Source organism: Roseomonas sp. CCTCC AB2023176 (assembly GCF_042259275.1).
In the GTDB taxonomy this organism is placed as follows: Bacteria; Pseudomonadota; Alphaproteobacteria; order Acetobacterales; family Acetobacteraceae; genus Roseomonas.
This window is the reverse complement of record NZ_CP170086.1, coordinates 418,522-437,429: the sequence shown is the minus strand read 5'-3', so window position 1 is coordinate 437,429 and position 18,908 is coordinate 418,522. Positions and strand designations below refer to the sequence as shown.

Here is an 18,908-nt window from a genome sequence, read left to right as displayed (position 1 = left end):
GGGGCATGGCGGAGAGCGGCCTGACAGGATCGAAGGGCTCGGCGGCGACGCCCGCACACCGGGGCATGCGGCTGAACCCGGTGAATTTCCCGTTCTTCCGGACCGAGACGCTGCGCTACCGCGTCTGGGACCGCGCCTCCGCCGAGCTCTGTCGTCTTGAGGACAATCCGGACGGCTTCGAGCGCGCGGCGCTGCCCTTCCACGTCATCTGCATGAATGTCGGGTCCCGCCCCACGCCCTTCGAGGTGCGGACGGACCGTCGGCACCGGCGGACCTATCGGCACGGCGACCACATGATCCTGCCGGTCGGCACCGCGCCGGCCTACGCGTGGGAAGGGGTGACGCGCTGCCTGACGCTGCGCGTCGAGGACGAGGTCCTGCGGGACTACGCCGAGGCCTGCGGCCCCGCCTTCCTGGCGGAAGGGCACGCGTTGCGGGATGACCGACTGGAACAGTTGATGCGGCTTCTTGCCGCCGACCTTCGCGGTGAGGGCGTCAACCGCCTCTACGGCGAGGCGCTGGTGCAGGCGATCGTCGCGGCGGCGATCGAGGCGGATCGCGGCCCGCGGTCACGGCCCCGCGGCGGGCTGACGATGGCGCAGGCGCGGCGCCTTGCCGAGTTGATCGACGCACGGCTGGGTGACGACCTGTCGCTGGACGCGCTGGCGCGGGAGGCCGGCTTGTCACGCTTCCATTTCGCCCGCTGCTTCCGCACGGCCTTCGGCGAGGCGCCGCACGCCTACCTGACGCGGCGGCGGATCGAGCGGGCGAAGGCGATGCTGGCGACGGGCGCCCGGCCTGTCACGGAGATCGCGCTGGACCTCGGGTTCTCCAGCCATAGCCATTTCAGCGCGACCTTCCACCGCGCCGTCGGGATCAGCCCGAGCGAGTTCCGACGCGCATCGCGGATGTGAGGTGGCGTAGCCGGGTGACGTGACGTCGCAGGGCGAGCGTCGGCGTAGACCTTCCGGCGCGGTTCGCGGAGGGCCATGCTCGGGCCGCCCTTTGAGGAGGAATCGCCCGATGCCCGTCGTGCTCCACGGCCCGGCCTACAGCACATATGCCCGCACCGCCCGCCTCGCGCTGGAGGAGAAGGGCGTCGCCTATGAGTTGAACGAGGTGGACATCATGAAGGGCGCCGGCGCGTCGGCCGATCACCTCGCGCGTCATCCGTGGGGGAAGGTGCCGGCGTTGGAGCATGACGGCTTCCTCCTGTTCGAAACCTTCGCGATCGCCCGCTACGTGGACGAGGCGTTTCCGGGGCCTGCGCTGCAACCGGCGGACGCGAAGGCGCGGGCGCGGATGACGCAGATCTGCGGCGTGGTGGACAGCTACGCCTACAAGCCGATGGTGCACGACGTCTTCATCCAGGCGGTGTTCGTGCCCGCGGGCGGTGGGACGACGGATGCCGCCGTGTTCTCGGGCGGGCTGGAGCAGGCGGGCAAGGCGCTGGATGCGCTGGAGTCGCTGGTGGTCGAGAGCGAAGGGCTCTGCGGCGGCGGGGGGATCAGCCTTGCGGATATCCACCTCGCGCCGGTGCTGACCTATTTCACGATGGTGCCGCAGGGGGCGGAGGCGCTGGCGCAGCGGCCCCTTCTGTCGGCCTGGTGGAAGCGGATCGGGGAACGGCCGAGCGTCGTGAAGACGATGCCGAAGCTGGGATGACCCGGTCGCCGGAGGAGGCGCGGCCTCCTCCGGCGCGCGGCGGTCAGGCCGCCTTGGCGAGGGCCTGCCACACCGTCTCCGGCGTGGCGGGCATGTCGAGGTGGGTCACGCCGTCATCGGCCAGCGCGTCGAGCAGCGCATTCATCAGCGCGGGCGGGGAGCCGACGGCACCGGCCTCCCCCGCGCCTTTCACACCCAGCGGGTTGGTCGCGCAGGGAACGTTGACCAGCTCCACCTCGATCTCCGGCAGGTCGGAGGCGCGGGGGAGCGCATAGTCCATGAACGACGCGGAGAGGAGCTGGCCACTCTCAGGGTCGTAGGCCGTGCGCTCCAGGATTGCTTGGCCCATGCCCTGCGCCACGCCGCCATGCACCTGACCCCGCACGATCAGCGGGTTCAGCGCGTGGCCCACGTCGTCCACGACGAGGTAGCGGAGGATTTGCACGTTGCCGGTTTCCGGATCCACTTCGACCTCGGCGCAGTGGCAGCCGTTGGGGAAGGTGTGGAAGGGAATGTCCGCCACCTCCGCCGTGTTCAGCAGGATGGCGGATTCGCCGCGTGCTGCGCGCTCGGCCTGGGTCTTCGCGAGGTCCAGGATGCCGATGCCGCGGTCGGTGCCGGCGATCGCGAAGCGGCCGGCCTCGAACTCGATGTCGGAGGCCGAGGCCTCGAGGATTTCGCCGGCGGCCTGCTTGCCCTTCTCGATCACCGTCGCGGTGGTGGCGAGGAGCGCGGTGCCCTCCGAGTAGAGCGAGCGCGCGCCGCCCGTGCCGCCGCCGGTCGGGATCTCGTCGGAATCGCCCTGGACGATCCGGATCTTCTCGATGGGGATGCCGAGTTCGTTCGCCGTGATCATGGCATAGGCCGTCTCGTGGCCCTGGCCGGTGGACTGGGTGCCGACGAGGACGTCCACCATCCCGTCGTCGCGGAACCGGACTTCTGCCCGCTCGTTCGGCGCGCCGCCTGTGGCTTCAAGGTAGTAGGCCATGCCGATGCCCCGGCGCTTGCCGCGGCGTCGCGCTTCCTCCTTGCGCGCGTTGAACGTGTCGTAGTCCATCAGGCGGGTCGCTTCGTCCAGCAGGCGCGCGAATTCGCCGCTGTCGTAGCGCTGGCCGACGGGGGTCGTGTAGGGCATGGCCGAGGAGGGGACCATGTTCAGTCGCCGCAATTCCACGCGGTCCTTGCCGAGTTCCCGCGCGGCGGCGTCGATCAGGCGCTCCACGACGTAGTTGGATTCCGGGCGGCCGGCGCCGCGGTAGGCGTCCACGGGGGTCGTGTTGGTGACGACGCCGACGACCTGCGCGTGGATCGCCTCGAACCGGTAGACGGAGGCAAGGACCTTGGTGCCCGCGCCCGTCGGGATGAACGGCGCGTAGGTCGAGAGATAGGCGCCCATGCCCGCGATGTTCTTCGTCCGCAGCGCGAGGAAGCGGCCTTCCGCATCCATGGCGAGTTCCGCGTCCCAGATGTTGTCGCGGCCCTGCGTGTCGGAGAGGAAGGCCTCCGTCCGCTCCGCCGCCCAGCGCACGGGTCGCCCGATTCGGCGGGAGGCCATGAGGCAGAGCGGGTATTCCGGATACATGAAGATCTTCATCCCGAAGCCGCCGCCGACGTCGTGGGTGACGACCCGGAAGTTCTCCTTCGGGAGCTTGAAGACGATGTCAGCGAGCTGGTTCTTGAGGGGCCAGGAGCCCTGGGTGCCCGCGTGCAGCGTGAAGCGCCCGGTGCCCTTGTCGAAGGAGCCGAGGCAGGCCCGGCCTTCCATGGACGCCACGACGACGCGGTTGTTGACGATCCGCACCTTCGTGACGTGGGCGGCCTTCGCGAAGGCGGCGTCGGTCTTGGCCTTGTCGCCCGTTTCCCAATCGAAGACGACGTTGTCCTTGATGCCCGGCCAAACCTGCGGCTGGCCCGGCTCGGTCGCAGTAGCCAGGTCGGTCACGGCGGGCAGCATGTCGTAATCCACGACGACCGCCTCGGCCGCGTCGCGGGCCTGGGCGTGGGTCTCGGCCACGATGAAGGCGACGGGGTCGCCGACGTGGCGCACCTCCCCGTCGGCCAGCGCAAGGCGCGGGGTCTGGCCGCGGTCGGAGCCGTCCTTGTTCTTGAGTGGAACCATGCAGGGGATCTCGCCGAGACCCTCCTCCTTCCAGTCGGCGGCGGTGATCACGGCGAGCACGCCGGGCATGCTCTTCGCATCGGTCGTGTCGATCCCGGTGATCCGGGCATGGGCATGGGGGGAGCGGAGGACGTAGCCGATCGCCGCCCCCGCCTCGGCGCCCTGTGCCGCGAGGTCGTCCGTGTAGCGGCCGCCGCCGACGAGCAGGCGGGGGTCTTCGATGCGTCGCAGGGGCTGGCTGAGGCCGAACTTCGCCATGGTCACGTTGTTCCCTCGAGTGTTCAGACGATCATGTGCGATCGGCAGGGCGGGCGGGAAGGGGGTGGACGTCCGATGCGGGCCGGGTCTTCGTTCTCTCGGTCACGAGAGCGGGTGCGGCCGATGATCCCGACCTTGAAAACGCCCCGCCTGCTGCTCCGGCCGCACGGGATCGCGGACTTCGATGCCTTCGCGGCCATGTGGGGCGACCCCGGCGTGGTGCGCTTCATCGGCGGCGTGCCGATCGCGCGTGAGGCGGCCTGGGCGCGGTTCCTCCGGCAGGCCGGGTGCTGGCATCACCTGGGCTTCGGGTACTTCGCCCTGGAGGACCGCGAGACCGGCGCCTTTCTCGGCGAGGCCGGGTTCCAGGAGGCGCGGCGCGACCTCTCGCCCTCGATCGAGGGGACGCTGGAGGCGGGCTGGGTCCTCGCCCCGGCCGGACAGGGCCGCGGCCTCGCCGAGGAGGCAATGCGCGCTGCCATCGGCTGGGCCGAGGGCGCCCATCGCGGGCGACGCATGACCTGCATCATCAAGCCCGCGCATGCCGCCTCGCTGCACGTCGCGGCGAAGCTCGGCTTCCGACGCTTCGCCGACGCGGAGTATGGCGGCGGGCCGATCCTTCTGCTGAACCGGCCTGCCGCCTGAACCGCGTCAGGCCGCCGGTGCCGGCGGGGCGGCCTTCTGCTGCACGCCGAGCTTCCCCTTCACCCATTCGCGGGCGAACTGGAACACGACGTAGAGCATCGGGATCATGAAGATGCCGATGAGGGAGGCCGCGAGCATGCCGCCGAAGACCGGCGTGCCCACTGCGCGCCGCGACACGGCCGCCGCGCCCGCCGCCGTCACCAGCGGCACGAGGCCGAGGACGAAGGCGATCGAGGTCATCATGACCGCGCGGAACCGGAGACGGGCGCCCTGGGTCGCGGCTTCGCGGATGGACAGCCCGCGTTCCCGCGCTTCCTTCGCGAACTCGATGATCAGGATGCCGTTCTTCGCCGCGAGGGCGATGAGCACCACCAGCCCGATCTGCGCGTAGATGTCGAGCGACAGCCCGGCCAGCATGATGGCGCCAAAGGATCCCAGCCCACCCACGACCACGGACAGCAGCACGGGGATCGGGATGGTCCAGGATTCGTAGAGCGCGACGAGGAAGAGGTAAGCGAAGAGGACGGCCAGGGCGATGATGTAGGCCGTCTGCCCCGTCGCCAGCTTCTCCTGGTAGGCCGTGCCGGTCCATTCGAAGCCGTAGCCCGAGGGCAGGACGCGGGCCGACAGTTCCTCCATCGCCTGCAGCGCCTGCCCGGAGGATACGCCGGGCCGCGGCGCCCCGTTGATCGAGATGGCGCGGAGGTTGTTGTACCGCGTGATGGTCTGCGGCCCGAGAATGACGCGGACGTCGGCGAAGGCGCGCAGGGGAACCATGTCCCCGCGCGAGTTGCGGACGTGGATGCGCCAGATGTCGTCGATGTCGTCGCGGTCCCTGGCTTCCGCCTGGATGTTCACCTGCCAGACGCGGCCGTAAAGGTTGAAGTCATTGACGTAGAAGCCGCCGAGCGTCGCCTGCAGCGCCGAGAAGATGTTGGAGATCGGGATGCCCAGCGCCTGCGCCTTGTCCCGGTCCACCTCCAGGAACAACGAAGGATTGGTTGCCGAGAAGGTCGAGAAGACGGCGCTCAGCCGCGGGTCCTGGTTTGCCGGCACGATCAGCCCGAGCATCGTGGCGCCGAGCTGCGTCATGTCGCGGCCCTCGTAGTCCTCCAGCACGTATTCGAAACCGCCGCCGGTACCAAGGCCGATGATCGGCGGCAGGTTGAAGGCGAAGACGTTCGCCGTACGGATGGCCTGCCCTGCGCCGAAGACCTGGCCGATCGCGGCCTGCACACTGTCCTGCACCGTCTTGCGGTCGGCGAAGGGCTTCATGCGGACGACCATGAAGGCCGAGTTCGACTGCGCGCCGCCGTCGATGAGGGAGAAGCCGACGATTCCGAGGGTGCCCTGCACCGCGGGGTTGCGGCGCGCGATCTCCTCGATCTGCCGCACCACCTCACGCGTGCGGGAGACGGAAGCGCCGGGTGGCAACTGGGCCTGGATGAAGAAGGCGCCCTGGTCCTCCTGCGGCAGGAAGCCGGTCGGCGTGACCTTGCTGATGGACCAGATGCCGAAGGCGAAGCCGGCCGTGAGCAGGAGCGACAGGACGGACACGCGAACCAGCCGCGCGACCCCGCCTGCGTAGCGGTCCCGCGTCCAGTCGATGCTCCGCAGCACCCAGCCGATCGGCCCGCGCCGCGGCCCGTGATGCGGCCGCAGGATGAGGGCGCAGAGGGCCGGCGACAGCGTCAGGGCATTGATGGCCGAGACCACCATGGCCGCCGAGATCGTCACCGCGAACTGCCGGAACAGCACGCCGGACAGGCCGGGGATGAAGGCGATCGGCACGAAGACCGACAGCAGGACGAGCGTGATCGCGATGATCGGCGCGGTGATCTCCCGCATCGCGGCCTTCGTGGCCTCGGCGGGGGTCCAGTCCGGGTGTTCCGACATCACCCGTTCGACGTTCTCGACGACGACGATGGCGTCGTCCACCACGATGCCGATGGCCAAGACCATCGCGAGCAACGAAACGGTGTTGGCCGAATACCCCATTCCCAGCAGGATGACGAAGGCGCCGAGCAGTGAGACGGGCACCGCGACCGTCGGGATCAGCGTCGCCCGGAAGGAGCCGAGGAAGAGGTAGACGACGATGACGACGAGGACGAAGGCCTCGAGCAGGGTCTTCACCACCTCGTAGATCGTGTCGGACACGAAGTCGGAGGAATCGTAGAAGACGGTATAGTCCACGCCGGGCGGGAAGCGGGTCTTCAGCTCGTCCAGCCGCGCCCGCATGGCGTTGGAGACCTGCACCGCGTTCGCGCCGGGGGCGAGGTAGACGCCGAACGCGATGGAGGGCTGGCCGTTGTAGCGGTTCTCCGTGTCCATGTTCGCCGCGCCGATCTCGACGCGCGCGACGTCCCGGACCCGCAGGACGGAGCCGTCCGCGCTGGCCCTGACGACGATGTTCCCGAACTCCTCCGGCGTCGCCAGGCGGCCCCGGGTCTCCAGGTTGATCTGGAAGGACTGGTCGTCGGAGATGGGGCGCCCGCCGATCCGGCCGACCGCGGCCTGGACGTTCTGGGACTGGATCGCGGTGATGATGTCCTGCGGCGTGAGGTTGAGGGAGATCAGCCGGTCCACCTCAAACCAGACGCGCATCGAATAGTCCTGCGCGCCGAAGACGTTGACCTGCCCGACGCCCGCGACGCGCGACAGGTTGTCGAGCATGTTGATGGTGAAATAGTTCGACAGGAACAGCGGGTCCTGCTGCCCGCCGGGCGAATAGAGGAACCCGAACATGAGCACGGCGGAGGACTGCTTGCGCACCACCACGCCGCTGCGCTGCACCTCCTGCGGCAGCCGCGCCAACGCCGCTTGGACGCGGTTGTTGACGTTGACCGTCGCGATGTCGGGGTTGGTGCCGAGCTGGAAGGAGACGTTGAGGGTATAGGACCCGTCATTCGCCGAGTTCGACCGCATGTAGATCATGCGGTCCACGCCGTTGACCTGGCCCTCGATCACCTGGCCGATCGTCGTCTCGACGACCTGGGCCGAAGCGCCGGGGTAGCGCGCGGTGACCGACACCTGCGGCGGCACGATGTCGGGGAACTGCGACACGGGGATGTTGATCATCGAGATCGCGCCCGCGATGAGCGTGAGGATCGCGATGACGATCGCCAGCCTGGGGCGATCGACGAAGGTTCCGGAGATCATGGGCGGTTAGCGCGCCGAGCCGGATGCGGAACCGGTGGATTGGCTCGCCGGCGGGTTCGCCGCGGCGGGCGCTGCCGTCCCCGGCGCGCCGGCATTGGTTGCGGCCGGCGCGCCCGGCGGCGATCCGCCCGCGCCCGACGGCGTCCCCTGGCGGGCCGCGCCGGGCGGCCCCCGGCCCCGCCGCCTGCGGCCGAGGCGTTCGGGGCGCCCGCCGCGGGCGCTGCGCCCGGCGCACCCGGCGGCCGCACCGGCGGTGCCCCGGCGGGCGCCGCGTTGACCTGCTGGCCTGGGCGGACCCGCTGGATGCCCTCGACGATGACGTTCTCGCCCTGCTCCAGGCCGGATTCGATGATGGCCGTCTCCGCGGTCGAGCGGCCGAGGCGGACGTTGCGGCGTTGCGCCTTGGACTCGTTGTCCACGATGAAGACGTAGGACCCCTGCTGGTCCTGCAGCACCGCGGAGCGCGGCAGGCCGATGGCGAGAACGGGTTCCAGCCCCTCCACGAAGACCGACACGAACTGGCCGTCGATCAGCGCCCGGTCCGGCACGTCGCCGAAAGTCGTCGTCGGCAGCGGCGGATTGGGCATCAGCGCGCGGACGAGGATCGTGTCGGTGCTCCGGTCGATCTGGTTGTCCACGAACTCGATCCGCCCGGCCTGGGGATAGGTTCGGCCATCCGTGAGGCGGATGCGGACCTGCACCGCCTCCACCCCGCCGCGGGCGGCGTAGCGGTCGCGCAGCTCCAGGGCCTGGCGCTGGGAAACGGGGAAGGACACGCGCATCGGGTCCTGCGACACGATCGTCGCGAGCGTGCCGGCGTCCGGCCCGACGACGTTGCCGACGGTCCGGTTTGTCCGGCCGATCTTGCCGCTGATCGGGGCGGTGATGTCAGTGTAGCCCAGGTTGATGTCGGAGCCGCGGAGGGCGGCGCGGGCGGCGAGGAGGTTGGCATTGGCCGTCCGTTCCTGCGCGACCGCGTTGTCGAGCGTGGCACGCGTTCCCGCGCCGCTGCGCACGAGCTCCTGGGCGCGGCCGAGGGTTTCCCGGGCGTTGGCGAGCGAGGCCTCGGCGGAGGCGATCTGGGCCTGCTGGCGGGCCACCTCCGCCTCGAAGGTCTGCCGTTCGATCCGGTAGAGGACCTCGCCCCGGCGGACCTCCTGCCCCTCCCGGAAGACGACTTCCTGCAGGAAGCCGGTCACGCGGGCTCGCAGGTCCACGCGCTCGACCGCTTCGACGCGCCCGACGAACTCCGACTGTTCCGTCACGGGGCGGCGGGCCGCCTGCTGGACGCCGACTGCCGGCGGGCCCTGCGGACCGAACTGGGCGAGCGCGGGAACTGCCCCCGTAAGCACCATCAGGAGCGAGGCGGCAGCAAGGCGAGCGGGGGGGCGCATGCGAAGGTCCGGAAGGAGGCCTGCCCGGGGTAGGGCAGGCGATACGGTTCAACCCTACGCTGCACCGCGTCAAGGAAGTGGGACATCATGGCCGTCAGTCCAGGGCGCCCGGGTGGAATCCGGGCGGGACGGGGGTTCGGGGGCATCAATCCCCGCGTCGGCCCGGCTTAGGCCCTGCGTCGGCCTTCGTCGGTTGCAATAACGTAACGGACGGACTGCATATGCCGTTCTATGCCGCGGCATGGGTGGCTTCCACCGGGGGCCGCGCCTGCCAAACTGCCGCTCACGATGTCGTTGCCGCCGATCGAAGCTCCGAAGGGTCCCGTGCCACGGGGTAACGGCCGGTCCTCCGGGCCCGGCGCGGAGCCGCTGCGTTCGACGGCCGGCGGGGTGGCCGCCGTCGGCCGCGCGCTCCAGGTCCTCGGCGCCTTCAGGGCGGGCGATTCGGCCCTCCCCCTCCGGGTCTTCGCCGCGCGGACCGGGCTCTACAAGAGCACGATCCTCCGCCTCCTCGCGTCCCTCGAGAAGGCCGGCGCAGTCATCCGCGAGGCCGATGCAAGCTGGTCCCCCGGCCCGACCCTCTATCTCTGGGGAACCTTCTACCTTCGCAGCCTTGGCCTGGACACCAGGGCGGCACCCGTCGTGGACGGGCTTTCCGAGGACACCGGCGGCATCGCGGCCTTCTGGGCCCGCCTCGATCCGGAACGGCGCATCTGCATCTACCGCGCGCTGCCGCCCCGCTCCCCGCGGCACGCGCTGACGGCGGGCGACGTCATGCCGATGGGCGGGCACGCGACTGCGCAGGTCTTCGCGGCCTGGGACCGACACGCCGACCCCGCGGCGGCCGAAGACCGGCCCGAGGTCGTGGTCTCCCCGGCTCGCGCGACGGGGACCCGACCTCCCTCTCTGCGCCGGTCTTCGGCGCGGCGGGGCGCATGATCGGGGCGCTGACGCTGTCGGGCAGCGGCGACCGGCTGCTGGGCGACCTCGACCGCGCGCGGCTGCTGCTGGCCGACGCTGCGGTCAGCCTGACGCGCGCGGCCGGGGCGGCCCCGCGCGGCTGATCCGCCGCACGGGACAGGTGCGACACGGGGCCGCATTCCGGCATCGGGCGATCCCCTCTAGGGTCGCGCGCCTCGGGAAGGAGCCTTCCGCATGCCCTATGTGTCCGGCGGGACGATCGTCCTCGTCGTCGTGCTGCTTCTGGCCTTGGTGACCGCGGCGAAGGGCATCCGCACCGTGCCGCAAGGGCAGGTCTGGACGGTCGAGCGGTTCGGGCGCTTTACCCACCTGCTGAACCCCGGGCTGAACTTCATCATCCCCTACGTCGATTCGATCGGGCAGAAGATGAATGTCCAGGAGGTGGTGCTGGACATCCCGGAGCAGTCGGTGATCACGCGCGACAACGCGTCGGTAACGGTGGACGGCATCGTCTATTACCGGATCATGGACCCGGCGAAGGCGGCCTATCAGGTGCAGAACCTGCAGGCCGCGCTGACGGCGCTAACGATGACCAACATCCGCGCGGTGATCGGCGAGATGGACCTGGACCAGACGCTGTCGTCCCGCGACCGGATCAACTCGCAGCTGCTCTCCATCCTCGATGGGGCGACGGACCCCTGGGGAGTGAAGATCGCGCGCGTGGAGATCCGCAAGATCGAACCGCCGGAGAACCTGATCCGCGCGATGAACCTGCAGATGACCGCGGAGCGCGAGCGCCGCGCCTCCGTGACCCGGGCCGAGGGCGCGAAGGCCGCCCTGATCCTGGAGGCCGAGGGTCGCAAGGAAGCGGCCTTCCGTGACGCCGAGGCGCGCGAGCGCAGCGCACAAGCCGAGGCGGAGGCGACGCGCATGGTGGCCGCGGCCGCGTCGGGCGCCGGCGCCGATGCGCTGCGCTACTTCGTGGCGGAGAAGTACGTGTCGGCGTTCCAGGCCGTCGCGGCGAGCCCGAGTTCCCGCTTGGTGATCGTGCCGATGGAGGCCGCGGGCCTCGCGGGCGGCGTGACCGCCGCGCTGGAGCTGCTGCGCCAGGCGCCACGCACCGGGGACTTCGCGGCGGTGAGCCCGCCGTCGATGTCGCCGGGTGCCGCGCCGCCCATGGGGTTCCGCCCCACCGCCGACATCGTCCCGCCCCCACCGCCCGTGACGAGGCCGAATCCTTGGACCGCTGGCTGATCTGGGTCCTCGCCGGGCTGGTCCTGCTCGGCGCGGAGCTGCTGCTGCCCGGGGTGTTCCTGCTTTGGGCGGGCTTCGCTGCTCTCGGGACGGGGCTGGTCGTGCTGGGCTTGGACCCGGGCTTCCCGCTGACGGTCGGGGCCTTCGTCCTGCTGCTCGCGGGCGGGATCGCGGTGGCGCTGCGCCTGCGGCAACACGGCGGTCGCGGACGGCACGGACTGAACACGCCGGAATCGGGGCTGGTCGGGCGGGACGGCGTGGTCCAGGCCTGGGACGGCCCGGGGGTTCGCGTCCGGGTCGGCGACAGCGACTGGGCCGCGCGGCACGACGGCGCGGTCGCCCTCACGCCCGGCGAGACGGTGCGCGTGGAAGCCGTGGAGGGCACGACGCTCCGGGTTCGCCGTCCCGTCTAGACGCCGAGCACCCAGCGGCGGAACAGGTCGAGGTCGATGTTGCCGCCGCAGAGGATCAGGCCGACGCGGCGGTCGGCCATACGCTCGCGCTCGGCCATCAGCGCGGCGAGCGGCGCGGCGCCGGCGCCCTCGGCGAGGTTGTGCGTGTCCTGCCAATAGGCGCGGATGGCACTTGCGACCGCGTCGTCGTCCACCAGCACGATGCGCGCCACGCCGCGGCGGATGATCTCGAGCGCGCCGGGGCCGGGGATGCGCGTCGCCATCCCGTCGGCGCGCGTGGTCGCGGCGGGGGTCGTCACGACCTCGCCACGCTCGAAGGACAGGGCGTAGGACGGGGCGCCGGCGCTCTGGACGCCGATGATTTCCGTCCGCAGGCCCAGCAGGTCGCGCGCAAGGATGCAACCGCAGATGCCGCTGCCCAGGCCGATCGGGACGTAGAGCGCGTCCAGCGGCGGCGCGCCGCGGAACAGTTCCAGGGCGTAGGTCGCGACGCCCATCACCAGGTCCGGCGCGAAGGAGGGCGCGAATTCCAGCCCTCGTTCGGTCGCGAGACGCGCCGCTTCGGCGCGGGCGGCGTCGAAATCCTCCCCGTGCTCGATCAGCGTCGCGCCCTGGGCGCGCATCGCCGCGTTCTTCTCCGTGCTGTTGCCGTGCGGGACGACAATGGTCACCGGCACTCCGGCCCGCGCCCCGGCATAGGCGAGGCTCTGGCCGTGGTTGCCGCGGGTCGCGGAGATGACGCCGGCGATGCCCGGACGCTCCCGGCGCAGGCGATCCATGTAGACGATCCCGCCGCGCACCTTGAAGGCGCCGGTCGGCGTATGGTTCTCGTGCTTGACCCAGACCTCGGCGCCGGTGCGGGCCGCGAGCAGCGGCCAGGCGAATTGCGGCGTCGGCGGGAAAACGGCGTGGACGAGGCGTGCGGCGGCCTCGAGCGCGGGCAGGTCGACCATCAGCGATGCACGAAGACGGGGCAGGGAGCCTCGCGCAGCAACGTCATCGTCGCCGAGCCCGTGAAGTAGGTGCGGAGCGCCGAGTTCTCGAAGGCGCCCATGACGAGCATCGAAGCCTGGTCCGCGGCGAGGATCGCGAGGATGGCATCGGCGGGACGGTCGCCGAGGATGCTCACGGGTTCGGCGCGCGCGCCATGGCGGGCCAGAAGGCCGGCCGCTTCGCCTGCCTGCTGCGTCGCGACGGCGCGGTCGTCGCTGACCGATACCGCCTTGACCGGCCGGTCGCCCGCCAGGCCGAGGAGCGCGAAGGCCTGAAGTGCGTCGGCGGCGCCGGTCGAACCGTCATAGGCCGCGATGACCGGACCATCCGTCAGCGTCGCGCCGGGCGGGACGACCAGGAGCGGTCGCGAGCCGTCCCGCAGCAACTCGGGAATCGTCGGGGCGAGGCCGTCCTCCGTCTCTTCGCGCCCGAGGGTGGAATCGCGGCCGAGCACGATGAGGTCATGCGCCGCACCGGCGCGCAGCAGCGCCTCCTGCGGCGCGTCGCCGAGGGTGACGATCTGGTGCGGCGTGTCACCGCACAGGGCGTCGAAGGCGGCGGAGGCTGCGGCGGCATCCTGCTCCGCCTGTTCCTGCAGCCGGGCGTTGCGCCGTTCGAGGAAGGCGCCCCCGCCCGGCGGCACGGGTTCCGAGGCGTCGCGCGTGTGCGGCAGGTCGAGGATCGTCGCGGCGGTGAGGCGGGCGCCCGTGCTGCGGGCGAGGGTCAGGGCGACGGCGGCCGCGGCCTGGGCCCCCGGCGTGTCGTCCAGCGCGACGAGAAGGCTCTTCAGCATGCCGCGAGCCTAGGCCCGGCCCACCGGCCCGTCACGCCGGCTTCCGGGTCACGGGCGGATGAGCGAGAGCCGGGCGCGGCGGGACAGCGCGTCGATGACGGCGACGGTCCCGAGGATGAGGAGGACGATGAAGGCGACCTCGTCCCAGTTGTTGATGCGGATGCGATCGGCCAGCGCCAGCCCGATCCCGCCCGCGCCGACGACGCCGAGGATCGTCGCGGATCGCGTGTTCGATTCGAAGAGGTAGAGGACGTGCGACAGGATGGCCGGCAGCGCCTGGGGCATCAGCCCGAAGCGAATCGCGTGCAGGCGCGATCCGCCGGCGGCGCGCACGGCCTCGGCCGGGCGTGGGTCCGCGTCCTCGAGGGCTTCGGAAAAGGTCTTGGCGAAGGTGCCGATGTCCGGCAGCGCGATGGCGAGGATGCCGGCGAAAGGGCCGAGGCCCACGGCGGAGACGAAGATCAGCGCCCAGATCAGCGTGTCCACGCCCCGCAGCGCGTCGTAGGAGCGGCGGACGGTGAAGCGCAGGATCGTGCTGCCCACGACGTTGCCGGCGCCGAGGAGCGCGATCGGCAGCGCGATGACGGCACCGAGCAGCGTGCCGAGGAAGGACATGGCGAGGGTCTCGGCCAGGGCCTTCAGCAGGTCCGTGAGGTTACCGCCGGTGGAGGGCGGCCACATGAGGACGAGGAGCCATCCCAGGCGCGACAGCCCCTCCCAGACCCGGGCCGGCGACGCGTCCACGCGCCAGAGGCCCAGGCACAGGAGGGCGAGGCCGGCCAGCCAGAGCAGCGCCGCGCGGGAGGGGAGGCGAAGGGCGGTCACGCCGAGAGGATCCGCCGGCGCAGCGCGCCGCAGACCAGGTCGAAGCAGGTCACGACGACCAGGATCAGGACGACGATGGCGGAGATGTCCGGGTACTCGAACTGCCGCACGGCGAGGTAGAGTTCCTCGCCGATCCCGCCGGCGCCGACGATGCCCAGGACGCTGGCCTCCCGCACGTTGATCTCGAAGCGCAGCAGGCCGAAGGACAGCATGCCGGGCAAGGATTGCGGCAGGACCGCGACGCGGCAGGACTGCGCCCAGGTGCCGCCGGCGGCGCGCACCGCATCCACGGATGCGAGGTTCGCGTTCTCATGCACCTCGGCGAAGAGTTTGCCGAGGGCACCGGCGGTGTGGACGGCGAGCGCCAGCATGCCGGCGAAGGGGCCGAGGCCGAAGGCGTAGACGAAGATCAGCGCGAAGACGAGGACGGGGACGGTGCGGGCCAGTTCCAGCGCGCGGCGGCTGAGCGTGACCGCCCAGGGCGGGGAAAGCGTCGCGGTCGCGGGGAAGGACAGCAGCAGCCCGACCGTCGCCCCGATCGCGGTGCCGGTCCAGGCGATGAGGATCGTGTCGCCGAGCAGGACGAGCCAGTGCGACAGGCCCCACATCCATTCCGCGAGGTCGGCGCCGAGCGAATCCCACCGCAGCACGGGGATCGTGCGTCCCACATAGTCCGCCGCGCGGGGCAGGCCGCCGGCGAGGCGCGCCAGGTCCACCTCCCCGATCCAGGACGAGGCGGCGACCGCCGCGACGAACAGCGCGGCGCCGAGCAGCCACTGGCCCCGCTTGCGCGCCGCGGCCTCGCGCCACCGTGCCTCCCCGTCCGGGATCGCGGCGGCGCGGCGCGCGGCGGGGAGGGCGATGTCGCTCAAGAGCGCTGGCGGCGGCGGGCCTGGTTCTCCTCGACCACCGCGATGACATCGAGGTAGTCCTCGTGCCGCGCGGGGGCGATGCCGCGCGCGTCGGAGGCCGCGACCTTGAAGGCATCCGGGTCCTCGGTCGGCAGCGCCATGACGGCCGCGATCCAGTCGCGGCGCAGCGATTCCGGCAGCGCCGTGCGCAGCACCCAGGGGGAGTTCGGGATCTCGGGCGAAGTCCAGATGATCCGGGTGGAGCCGGAGGGGATCATCCCCTTCTCCTCCATCCGCTGGATGTTCCCGCGCGTCGGCGAGTTCCAGAAGGTCGCGCCGGCGTCGTAGGTGCCGTTCAGCACGGCGATGACCGACTGCTCGTGACTGCCGGAAAAGCCGGTGCGGGAGAAGTGGCTCGCCGGGTCGAAGCCCGCGCGGCGCAGGAAATAGGATGGGAAGGCGAAGCCGGAGGTCGAGTTCGGGTCGGCGAAGGCGAAGGACTTGCCGCGCAGGTCCTGGAGGCTCCGGTAGGGGGTGTCGGCCTTGACGAAGACGACGGAGTCGTAGCCGGTCCGGCCGTCGTCGCCGATGTCCTTCGCGAATGGGGCGACACGGTTGCCCATGACGCGGTGGGCGAGGGCGTAGTTCGCGGGGCCAATGCGCGCGAACTCGATCTGGTCGCTCCGCAGCGCCTCGACCACGCCGGCGTAGTCGGTCGCGCGGAAGACGCGCAGCGGCACGCCGAGCTTGCGACGCATGTATTCGGCGAAGGGCTGCTGACGGGCGATGGCGTCGCGCTCGTTCTCGGCGGAGGAGATGCCGAGGCGGAGTTCGCGGAAGGACCCGCGCCAGTCCGTCCCTTGGGCGCGGAGGATCGTGGGCGTCGCGAGGAGGGGCAGGGCGAGGAGCGCTCGTCGCGTGGTCATGGCCGGTCTCCCGTGAGGTGGCGGGCGAGTGCCAGGATTGCGCGACGGGCACGTGACGGGCCGATGAAGCCAACGTGACGGCCGGATCAGCGGCGGGTCAGGGCGAGGAAGGCGAGGGTGCAGACGGCGACCGCCACGGCGAAGAAGACCAGCCCGCCGGCGATGGAGGTCGCGTGGACCACCGCGCCGGAGGCCGCCTGCAGCACGGCGGCACCGAGGAAGAAAGACAGGTTCACGGCGGCCAGGGCCTTTCCCGTCTGCTCCGGCGGCACGGCGGCGCGGGTCAGGGCGAAGGTCAGGGGCTGGACGGAGACCAACAGGCCGAAAGCGAAAAGGGTTACGGCGTCCCAAGCCGGCGGCAGCGCGCCACCCAGCGCCGTCAGCATCAGGCACCCTGCGGCGGCCAGGTGCCCGAAGGCCAGCAGCGCCCGCCGCCGCCCGATCCGCCGGTCCAGCACGCCCCAGAGAGCGGGGCCGATCGCGAGCGCGAGCGTCGCGATCAGCAGCACGTTGCCGGCGGCGACGCGGGGCAGGCCCTTCACCTCCATCAGCCAGGGCCCTCCCCAGAGGCCGCGGACCCCGATCACGACGGCGAAGGAGGCGAAGGCCAGCACGACGAGCCCGATGAGGGCGCGGGAGAAGACCAGGCGCACGACCTCCCGCGCGTCGCCGGCGAGGGTGCGGTCGGGCGTGCCGACCGGGCGGTCGTGCACGATGAGCGCGACGAGTGCGATGACGAGGCCACCGAAGGCGGCGCAGGCCCAGTAGCCGGCGCGCCAGCCATCCGCCTCGATCAGCAGGGCCAGCGGGGAGGCGGACATGAGCATGCCGACATTGCCGAGCGCCTGGATCAGGCCCGACCACAGGCCGAAGCGTGCGGGGGAGAGCAGCTTGGCAGCGAGCGTCATCGGGCAGATCAGCATCCCGCCGCAGCCGATCCCCAGCACGACCTGCCCCAGAACGAAGGACAGCGGCCCCTGCGCGAAGGCTGCGAGCACCGATCCTCCGACGATGATCGCCAGCAGCGTCAGCGCGACCTTGCGCACGCCGAAGCGGTCCAGCGCCACCCCGATCGGGATCTGCGCCGCCGCGAACGCGAAGTGATACGTGCCGGTCAGCGACGCCAGCCCTTCCGCCGTCACGGCGAGGTCGCGTCCCAGGAGGTCCGCCGCTATCGCCGGCAGGGTGCGCACCGCGTTCGACAGCATGTGACCCATCGCGAGGGCCACGAGCGGAGCGACGAAGGCGAAGGACGCCTCGCGCGCATCGCCTTGGGCTGCGCTCAAGCCGTCAGTTCCGGAACATCTTGCCGGGGTTCATGATGCCCTTGGGGTCGAGCGTCTGCTTGATGGAGCGCATGACGGCGAGCGCCTCGACGCCGTGTTCCTGTTCGAGGAACTCGCGCTTGCCGAGGCCGACGCCGTGCTCGCCGGAGCAGGTGCCGCCGAGGGAGAGACCGAGGGCGACGATCTTGCGGTCCAGCTCCCACGCCTTTTCCAGCCCATGCGGGTCATTCGGGTCGTAGAGTATGACTTGGTGGAAGTTGCCGTCGCCGGCATGGCCGACGATGCAGGTGGTCTGGCCGGCCGCTTCGGTGATCGCTTTGGCACCGACGATGGCTTCGACGAGTTTGCTGATGGGCACGCAGACGTCGGTCGTGATCCCGCGGTAGCCGGGGATGAGGGATACGCCGGCCCAGTAGGCGTCGTGACGGGCGGTCCAGAGCTTGTTTCGGGCTTCGGTCTCGGTCGCCCAGGCGAAGTCGGCGCCGCCATTGTCGGCGGCGATGGCCTGCACGGCCTCCGCCTGTTCCTGCACGGCGGCGGCGCTGCCGTGGAACTCGATGAACAGAGTCGGCGCCTCCGCCATGCCCGTCAACTTGGAGTAGCGGATGGAGGCGCGCATCTGGTCGGCGTCCAGCAACTCGATCCGCGCGACGGGGATGCCGGACTGGATGACGGTGCGCACCGTCTCGACGGCCGAGGCCAGGTCGGGGAAGGCGCAGACGGCGGCCGACGTTGCCTCTGGAATTCCGTGCAGCCGCAAGCGGATCTTCGTCATGACGCCGAGCGTCCCCTCGGAGCCGATGAAGAGGCGGGTGAGGTCGTAGCCGTTCGCGGCCTTGCGGGTCTGGCCGCCGGTGCGGATCACCCGGCCGTCGGCGAGGACGACTTCCAGTTCCAGCACGTTCTCGCGGATGGTGCCGTAGCGCACAGCGTTGGTCCCGGAGGCACGGGTCGCGCACATGCCGCCGATCGTGCAGTGGCTGCCGGGGTCCACGGGGAAGAACAGGCCCTGGTCGCGCAGGTGGTCGTTCAGCGCGCGGCGCTCGACGCCCGGCTCGATGAGGCAGTCCATGTCATCGGGCCGGACCTCGAGGATGCGGTCCATCTTCGAGAGGTCGAGCGTGATGCCCGCGCGCACCGGCGTGACGTGGCCCTCCAGCGAGGTCCCCGCGCCCCAGGGCGTCACCGGCACCTCGTAGCGGTGGCAGAGGGCGAGGAGCTTCGAGACCTCCTCCGTCGTGTGCACGAAGGCGACGGCGTCGGGCTGGACGGGAGTGGAGGAGTCCTCCCCGTGCGAATGCTGCTCGCGGATCGCGTTGTTCGTCGTGATCCGCTCGCCGAGGAAGGCGCGGGCGGCGGCGATCACGTGGTCCACGGGGCGCAGGGCTGGGGCGTTCATCGGTTCG

17 protein-coding genes are annotated in these 18,908 nt (G+C 71.1%); 7 read left to right on the top strand and 10 right to left on the bottom strand.

Going from position 1 to position 18,908, the window contains the following annotated elements:
• Positions 1-5: 5 nt before the first annotated feature.
• A complete protein-coding gene (locus ACE7GA_RS02100; RefSeq protein WP_376094950.1) occupies positions 6-914 on the top strand; it encodes a helix-turn-helix transcriptional regulator in 909 nt (302 codons plus the stop codon).
• Between the two features lie 109 nt (positions 915-1,023).
• Positions 1,024-1,665: a glutathione S-transferase family protein gene (locus tag ACE7GA_RS02095; RefSeq protein WP_376094947.1), complete on the top strand. Its 642-nt coding sequence runs from the start codon at positions 1,024-1,026 to the stop codon at positions 1,663-1,665.
• A gap of 43 nt (positions 1,666-1,708) precedes the next feature.
• On the opposite strand, the gene ACE7GA_RS02090 is transcribed toward ACE7GA_RS02095, so the two are convergent.
• A complete protein-coding gene (locus ACE7GA_RS02090; RefSeq protein WP_376094944.1) occupies positions 1,709-4,042 on the bottom strand; it encodes a xanthine dehydrogenase family protein molybdopterin-binding subunit in 2,334 nt (777 codons plus the stop codon).
• Between the two features lie 135 nt (positions 4,043-4,177).
• Here ACE7GA_RS02090 and ACE7GA_RS02085 point away from each other — a divergent pair, with 135 nt between their 5' ends.
• Positions 4,178-4,687 carry a GNAT family N-acetyltransferase gene (locus ACE7GA_RS02085; protein ID WP_376094941.1) on the top strand — a complete coding sequence of 170 codons (510 nt, stop codon included), beginning with the start codon at positions 4,178-4,180 and terminating at the stop codon, positions 4,685-4,687.
• A gap of 6 nt (positions 4,688-4,693) precedes the next feature.
• Here ACE7GA_RS02085 and ACE7GA_RS02080 read toward each other — a convergent pair whose 3' ends face one another.
• Together ACE7GA_RS02080 and ACE7GA_RS02075 are read right to left on the bottom strand one after the other, a co-directional pair.
• Complete coding sequence (locus ACE7GA_RS02080; RefSeq protein ID WP_376094938.1) at positions 4,694-7,846, bottom strand: efflux RND transporter permease subunit; 3,153 nt, start codon at positions 7,844-7,846, stop codon at positions 4,694-4,696.
• Positions 7,843-9,240, bottom strand: coding sequence for an efflux RND transporter periplasmic adaptor subunit (locus tag ACE7GA_RS02075; RefSeq protein ID WP_376094935.1), 1,398 nt, complete (start codon positions 9,238-9,240; stop codon positions 7,843-7,845). The genes ACE7GA_RS02080 and ACE7GA_RS02075 overlap by 4 nt, the downstream gene beginning before the upstream one ends.
• Positions 9,241-9,564: 324 nt before the next feature.
• Between ACE7GA_RS02075 and ACE7GA_RS02070 the strand changes: the two genes are divergently transcribed.
• The 4 genes from ACE7GA_RS02070 (at position 9,565) to ACE7GA_RS02055 (ending at position 11,828) form a co-directional block, all read left to right on the top strand.
• Positions 9,565-10,179 (top strand): helix-turn-helix domain-containing protein, encoded by a 615-nt coding sequence (locus tag ACE7GA_RS02070; RefSeq protein ID WP_376094932.1) that lies wholly within the window; start codon positions 9,565-9,567, stop codon positions 10,177-10,179.
• Positions 10,176-10,304, top strand: coding sequence for a hypothetical protein (locus ACE7GA_RS02065; RefSeq protein ID WP_376094929.1), 129 nt, complete (start codon positions 10,176-10,178; stop codon positions 10,302-10,304). The genes ACE7GA_RS02070 and ACE7GA_RS02065 overlap by 4 nt, the downstream gene beginning before the upstream one ends.
• Positions 10,305-10,395: 91 nt before the next feature.
• A complete protein-coding gene (locus ACE7GA_RS02060; protein WP_376094926.1) occupies positions 10,396-11,415 on the top strand; it encodes an SPFH domain-containing protein in 1,020 nt (339 codons plus the stop codon).
• A complete protein-coding gene (locus ACE7GA_RS02055; RefSeq protein WP_376094923.1) occupies positions 11,400-11,828 on the top strand; it encodes an NfeD family protein in 429 nt (142 codons plus the stop codon). Before ACE7GA_RS02060 ends, ACE7GA_RS02055 begins: the two co-directional genes overlap by 16 nt.
• On the opposite strand, the gene ACE7GA_RS02050 is transcribed toward ACE7GA_RS02055, so the two are convergent.
• The 7 genes from ACE7GA_RS02050 to ACE7GA_RS02020 form a co-directional block, all read right to left on the bottom strand.
• A complete protein-coding gene (locus ACE7GA_RS02050) occupies positions 11,825-12,781 on the bottom strand; it encodes a threonine dehydratase (RefSeq protein WP_376094920.1) in 957 nt (318 codons plus the stop codon). The two genes, ACE7GA_RS02055 and ACE7GA_RS02050, sit on opposite strands and share 4 nt — an antisense overlap.
• Positions 12,781-13,614 (bottom strand): universal stress protein, encoded by an 834-nt coding sequence (locus ACE7GA_RS02045; RefSeq protein ID WP_376094917.1) that lies wholly within the window; start codon positions 13,612-13,614, stop codon positions 12,781-12,783. The genes ACE7GA_RS02050 and ACE7GA_RS02045 overlap by 1 nt, the downstream gene beginning before the upstream one ends.
• 48 nt (positions 13,615-13,662) lie before the next feature.
• Positions 13,663-14,439, bottom strand: coding sequence for a phosphonate ABC transporter, permease protein PhnE (phnE, locus tag ACE7GA_RS02040; RefSeq protein WP_376094915.1), 777 nt, complete (start codon positions 14,437-14,439; stop codon positions 13,663-13,665).
• The gene (gene phnE / locus ACE7GA_RS02035) at positions 14,436-15,311 is read right to left on the bottom strand and encodes a phosphonate ABC transporter, permease protein PhnE (RefSeq protein WP_376094912.1); all 876 of its coding nucleotides are present in this window, start codon (positions 15,309-15,311) and stop codon (positions 14,436-14,438) included. Before phnE (ACE7GA_RS02035) ends, phnE (ACE7GA_RS02040) begins: the two co-directional genes overlap by 4 nt.
• Positions 15,308-16,216 (bottom strand): phosphate/phosphite/phosphonate ABC transporter substrate-binding protein, encoded by a 909-nt coding sequence (gene phnD / locus ACE7GA_RS02030; RefSeq protein WP_376094909.1) that lies wholly within the window; start codon positions 16,214-16,216, stop codon positions 15,308-15,310. The genes phnE (ACE7GA_RS02035) and phnD overlap by 4 nt, the downstream gene beginning before the upstream one ends.
• Before the next feature lie 86 nt (positions 16,217-16,302).
• Entirely contained in the window at positions 16,303-17,502 is a 1,200-nt protein-coding gene (locus ACE7GA_RS02025; protein WP_376094906.1) for a nitrate/nitrite transporter, read from the bottom strand.
• A gap of 4 nt (positions 17,503-17,506) precedes the next feature.
• Entirely contained in the window at positions 17,507-18,901 is a 1,395-nt protein-coding gene (locus ACE7GA_RS02020; RefSeq protein ID WP_376094903.1) for an FAD-binding oxidoreductase, read from the bottom strand.
• Positions 18,902-18,908 lie beyond the last annotated feature (7 nt).

Excerpts from the sequence above, each read along its gene's own strand:
- ACE7GA_RS02100 (WP_376094950.1), top strand. The coding sequence starts at position 6 with ATGGCGGAGAGCGGCCTGACAGGATCGAAGGGCTCGGCGGCGACGCCC.
- ACE7GA_RS02095 (WP_376094947.1), top strand. The coding sequence starts at position 1,024 with ATGCCCGTCGTGCTCCACGGCCCGGCCTACAGCACATATGCCCGCACC.
- ACE7GA_RS02090 (WP_376094944.1), bottom strand. The coding sequence starts at position 4,042 with ATGGCGAAGTTCGGCCTCAGCCAGCCCCTGCGACGCATCGAAGACCCC.
- ACE7GA_RS02080 (WP_376094938.1), bottom strand. The coding sequence starts at position 7,846 with ATGATCTCCGGAACCTTCGTCGATCGCCCCAGGCTGGCGATCGTCATC.
- ACE7GA_RS02075 (WP_376094935.1), bottom strand. The coding sequence starts at position 9,240 with ATGCGCCCCCCCGCTCGCCTTGCTGCCGCCTCGCTCCTGATGGTGCTT.
- ACE7GA_RS02065 (WP_376094929.1), top strand. The coding sequence starts at position 10,176 with ATGATCGGGGCGCTGACGCTGTCGGGCAGCGGCGACCGGCTGCTGGGC.
- ACE7GA_RS02060 (WP_376094926.1), top strand. The coding sequence starts at position 10,396 with ATGCCCTATGTGTCCGGCGGGACGATCGTCCTCGTCGTCGTGCTGCTT.
- ACE7GA_RS02050 (WP_376094920.1), bottom strand. The coding sequence starts at position 12,781 with ATGGTCGACCTGCCCGCGCTCGAGGCCGCCGCACGCCTCGTCCACGCC.
- ACE7GA_RS02045 (WP_376094917.1), bottom strand. The coding sequence starts at position 13,614 with ATGCTGAAGAGCCTTCTCGTCGCGCTGGACGACACGCCGGGGGCCCAG.
- phnD (WP_376094909.1), bottom strand. The coding sequence starts at position 16,216 with ATGACCACGCGACGAGCGCTCCTCGCCCTGCCCCTCCTCGCGACGCCC.
- ACE7GA_RS02020 (WP_376094903.1), bottom strand. The coding sequence starts at position 18,901 with ATGAACGCCCCAGCCCTGCGCCCCGTGGACCACGTGATCGCCGCCGCC.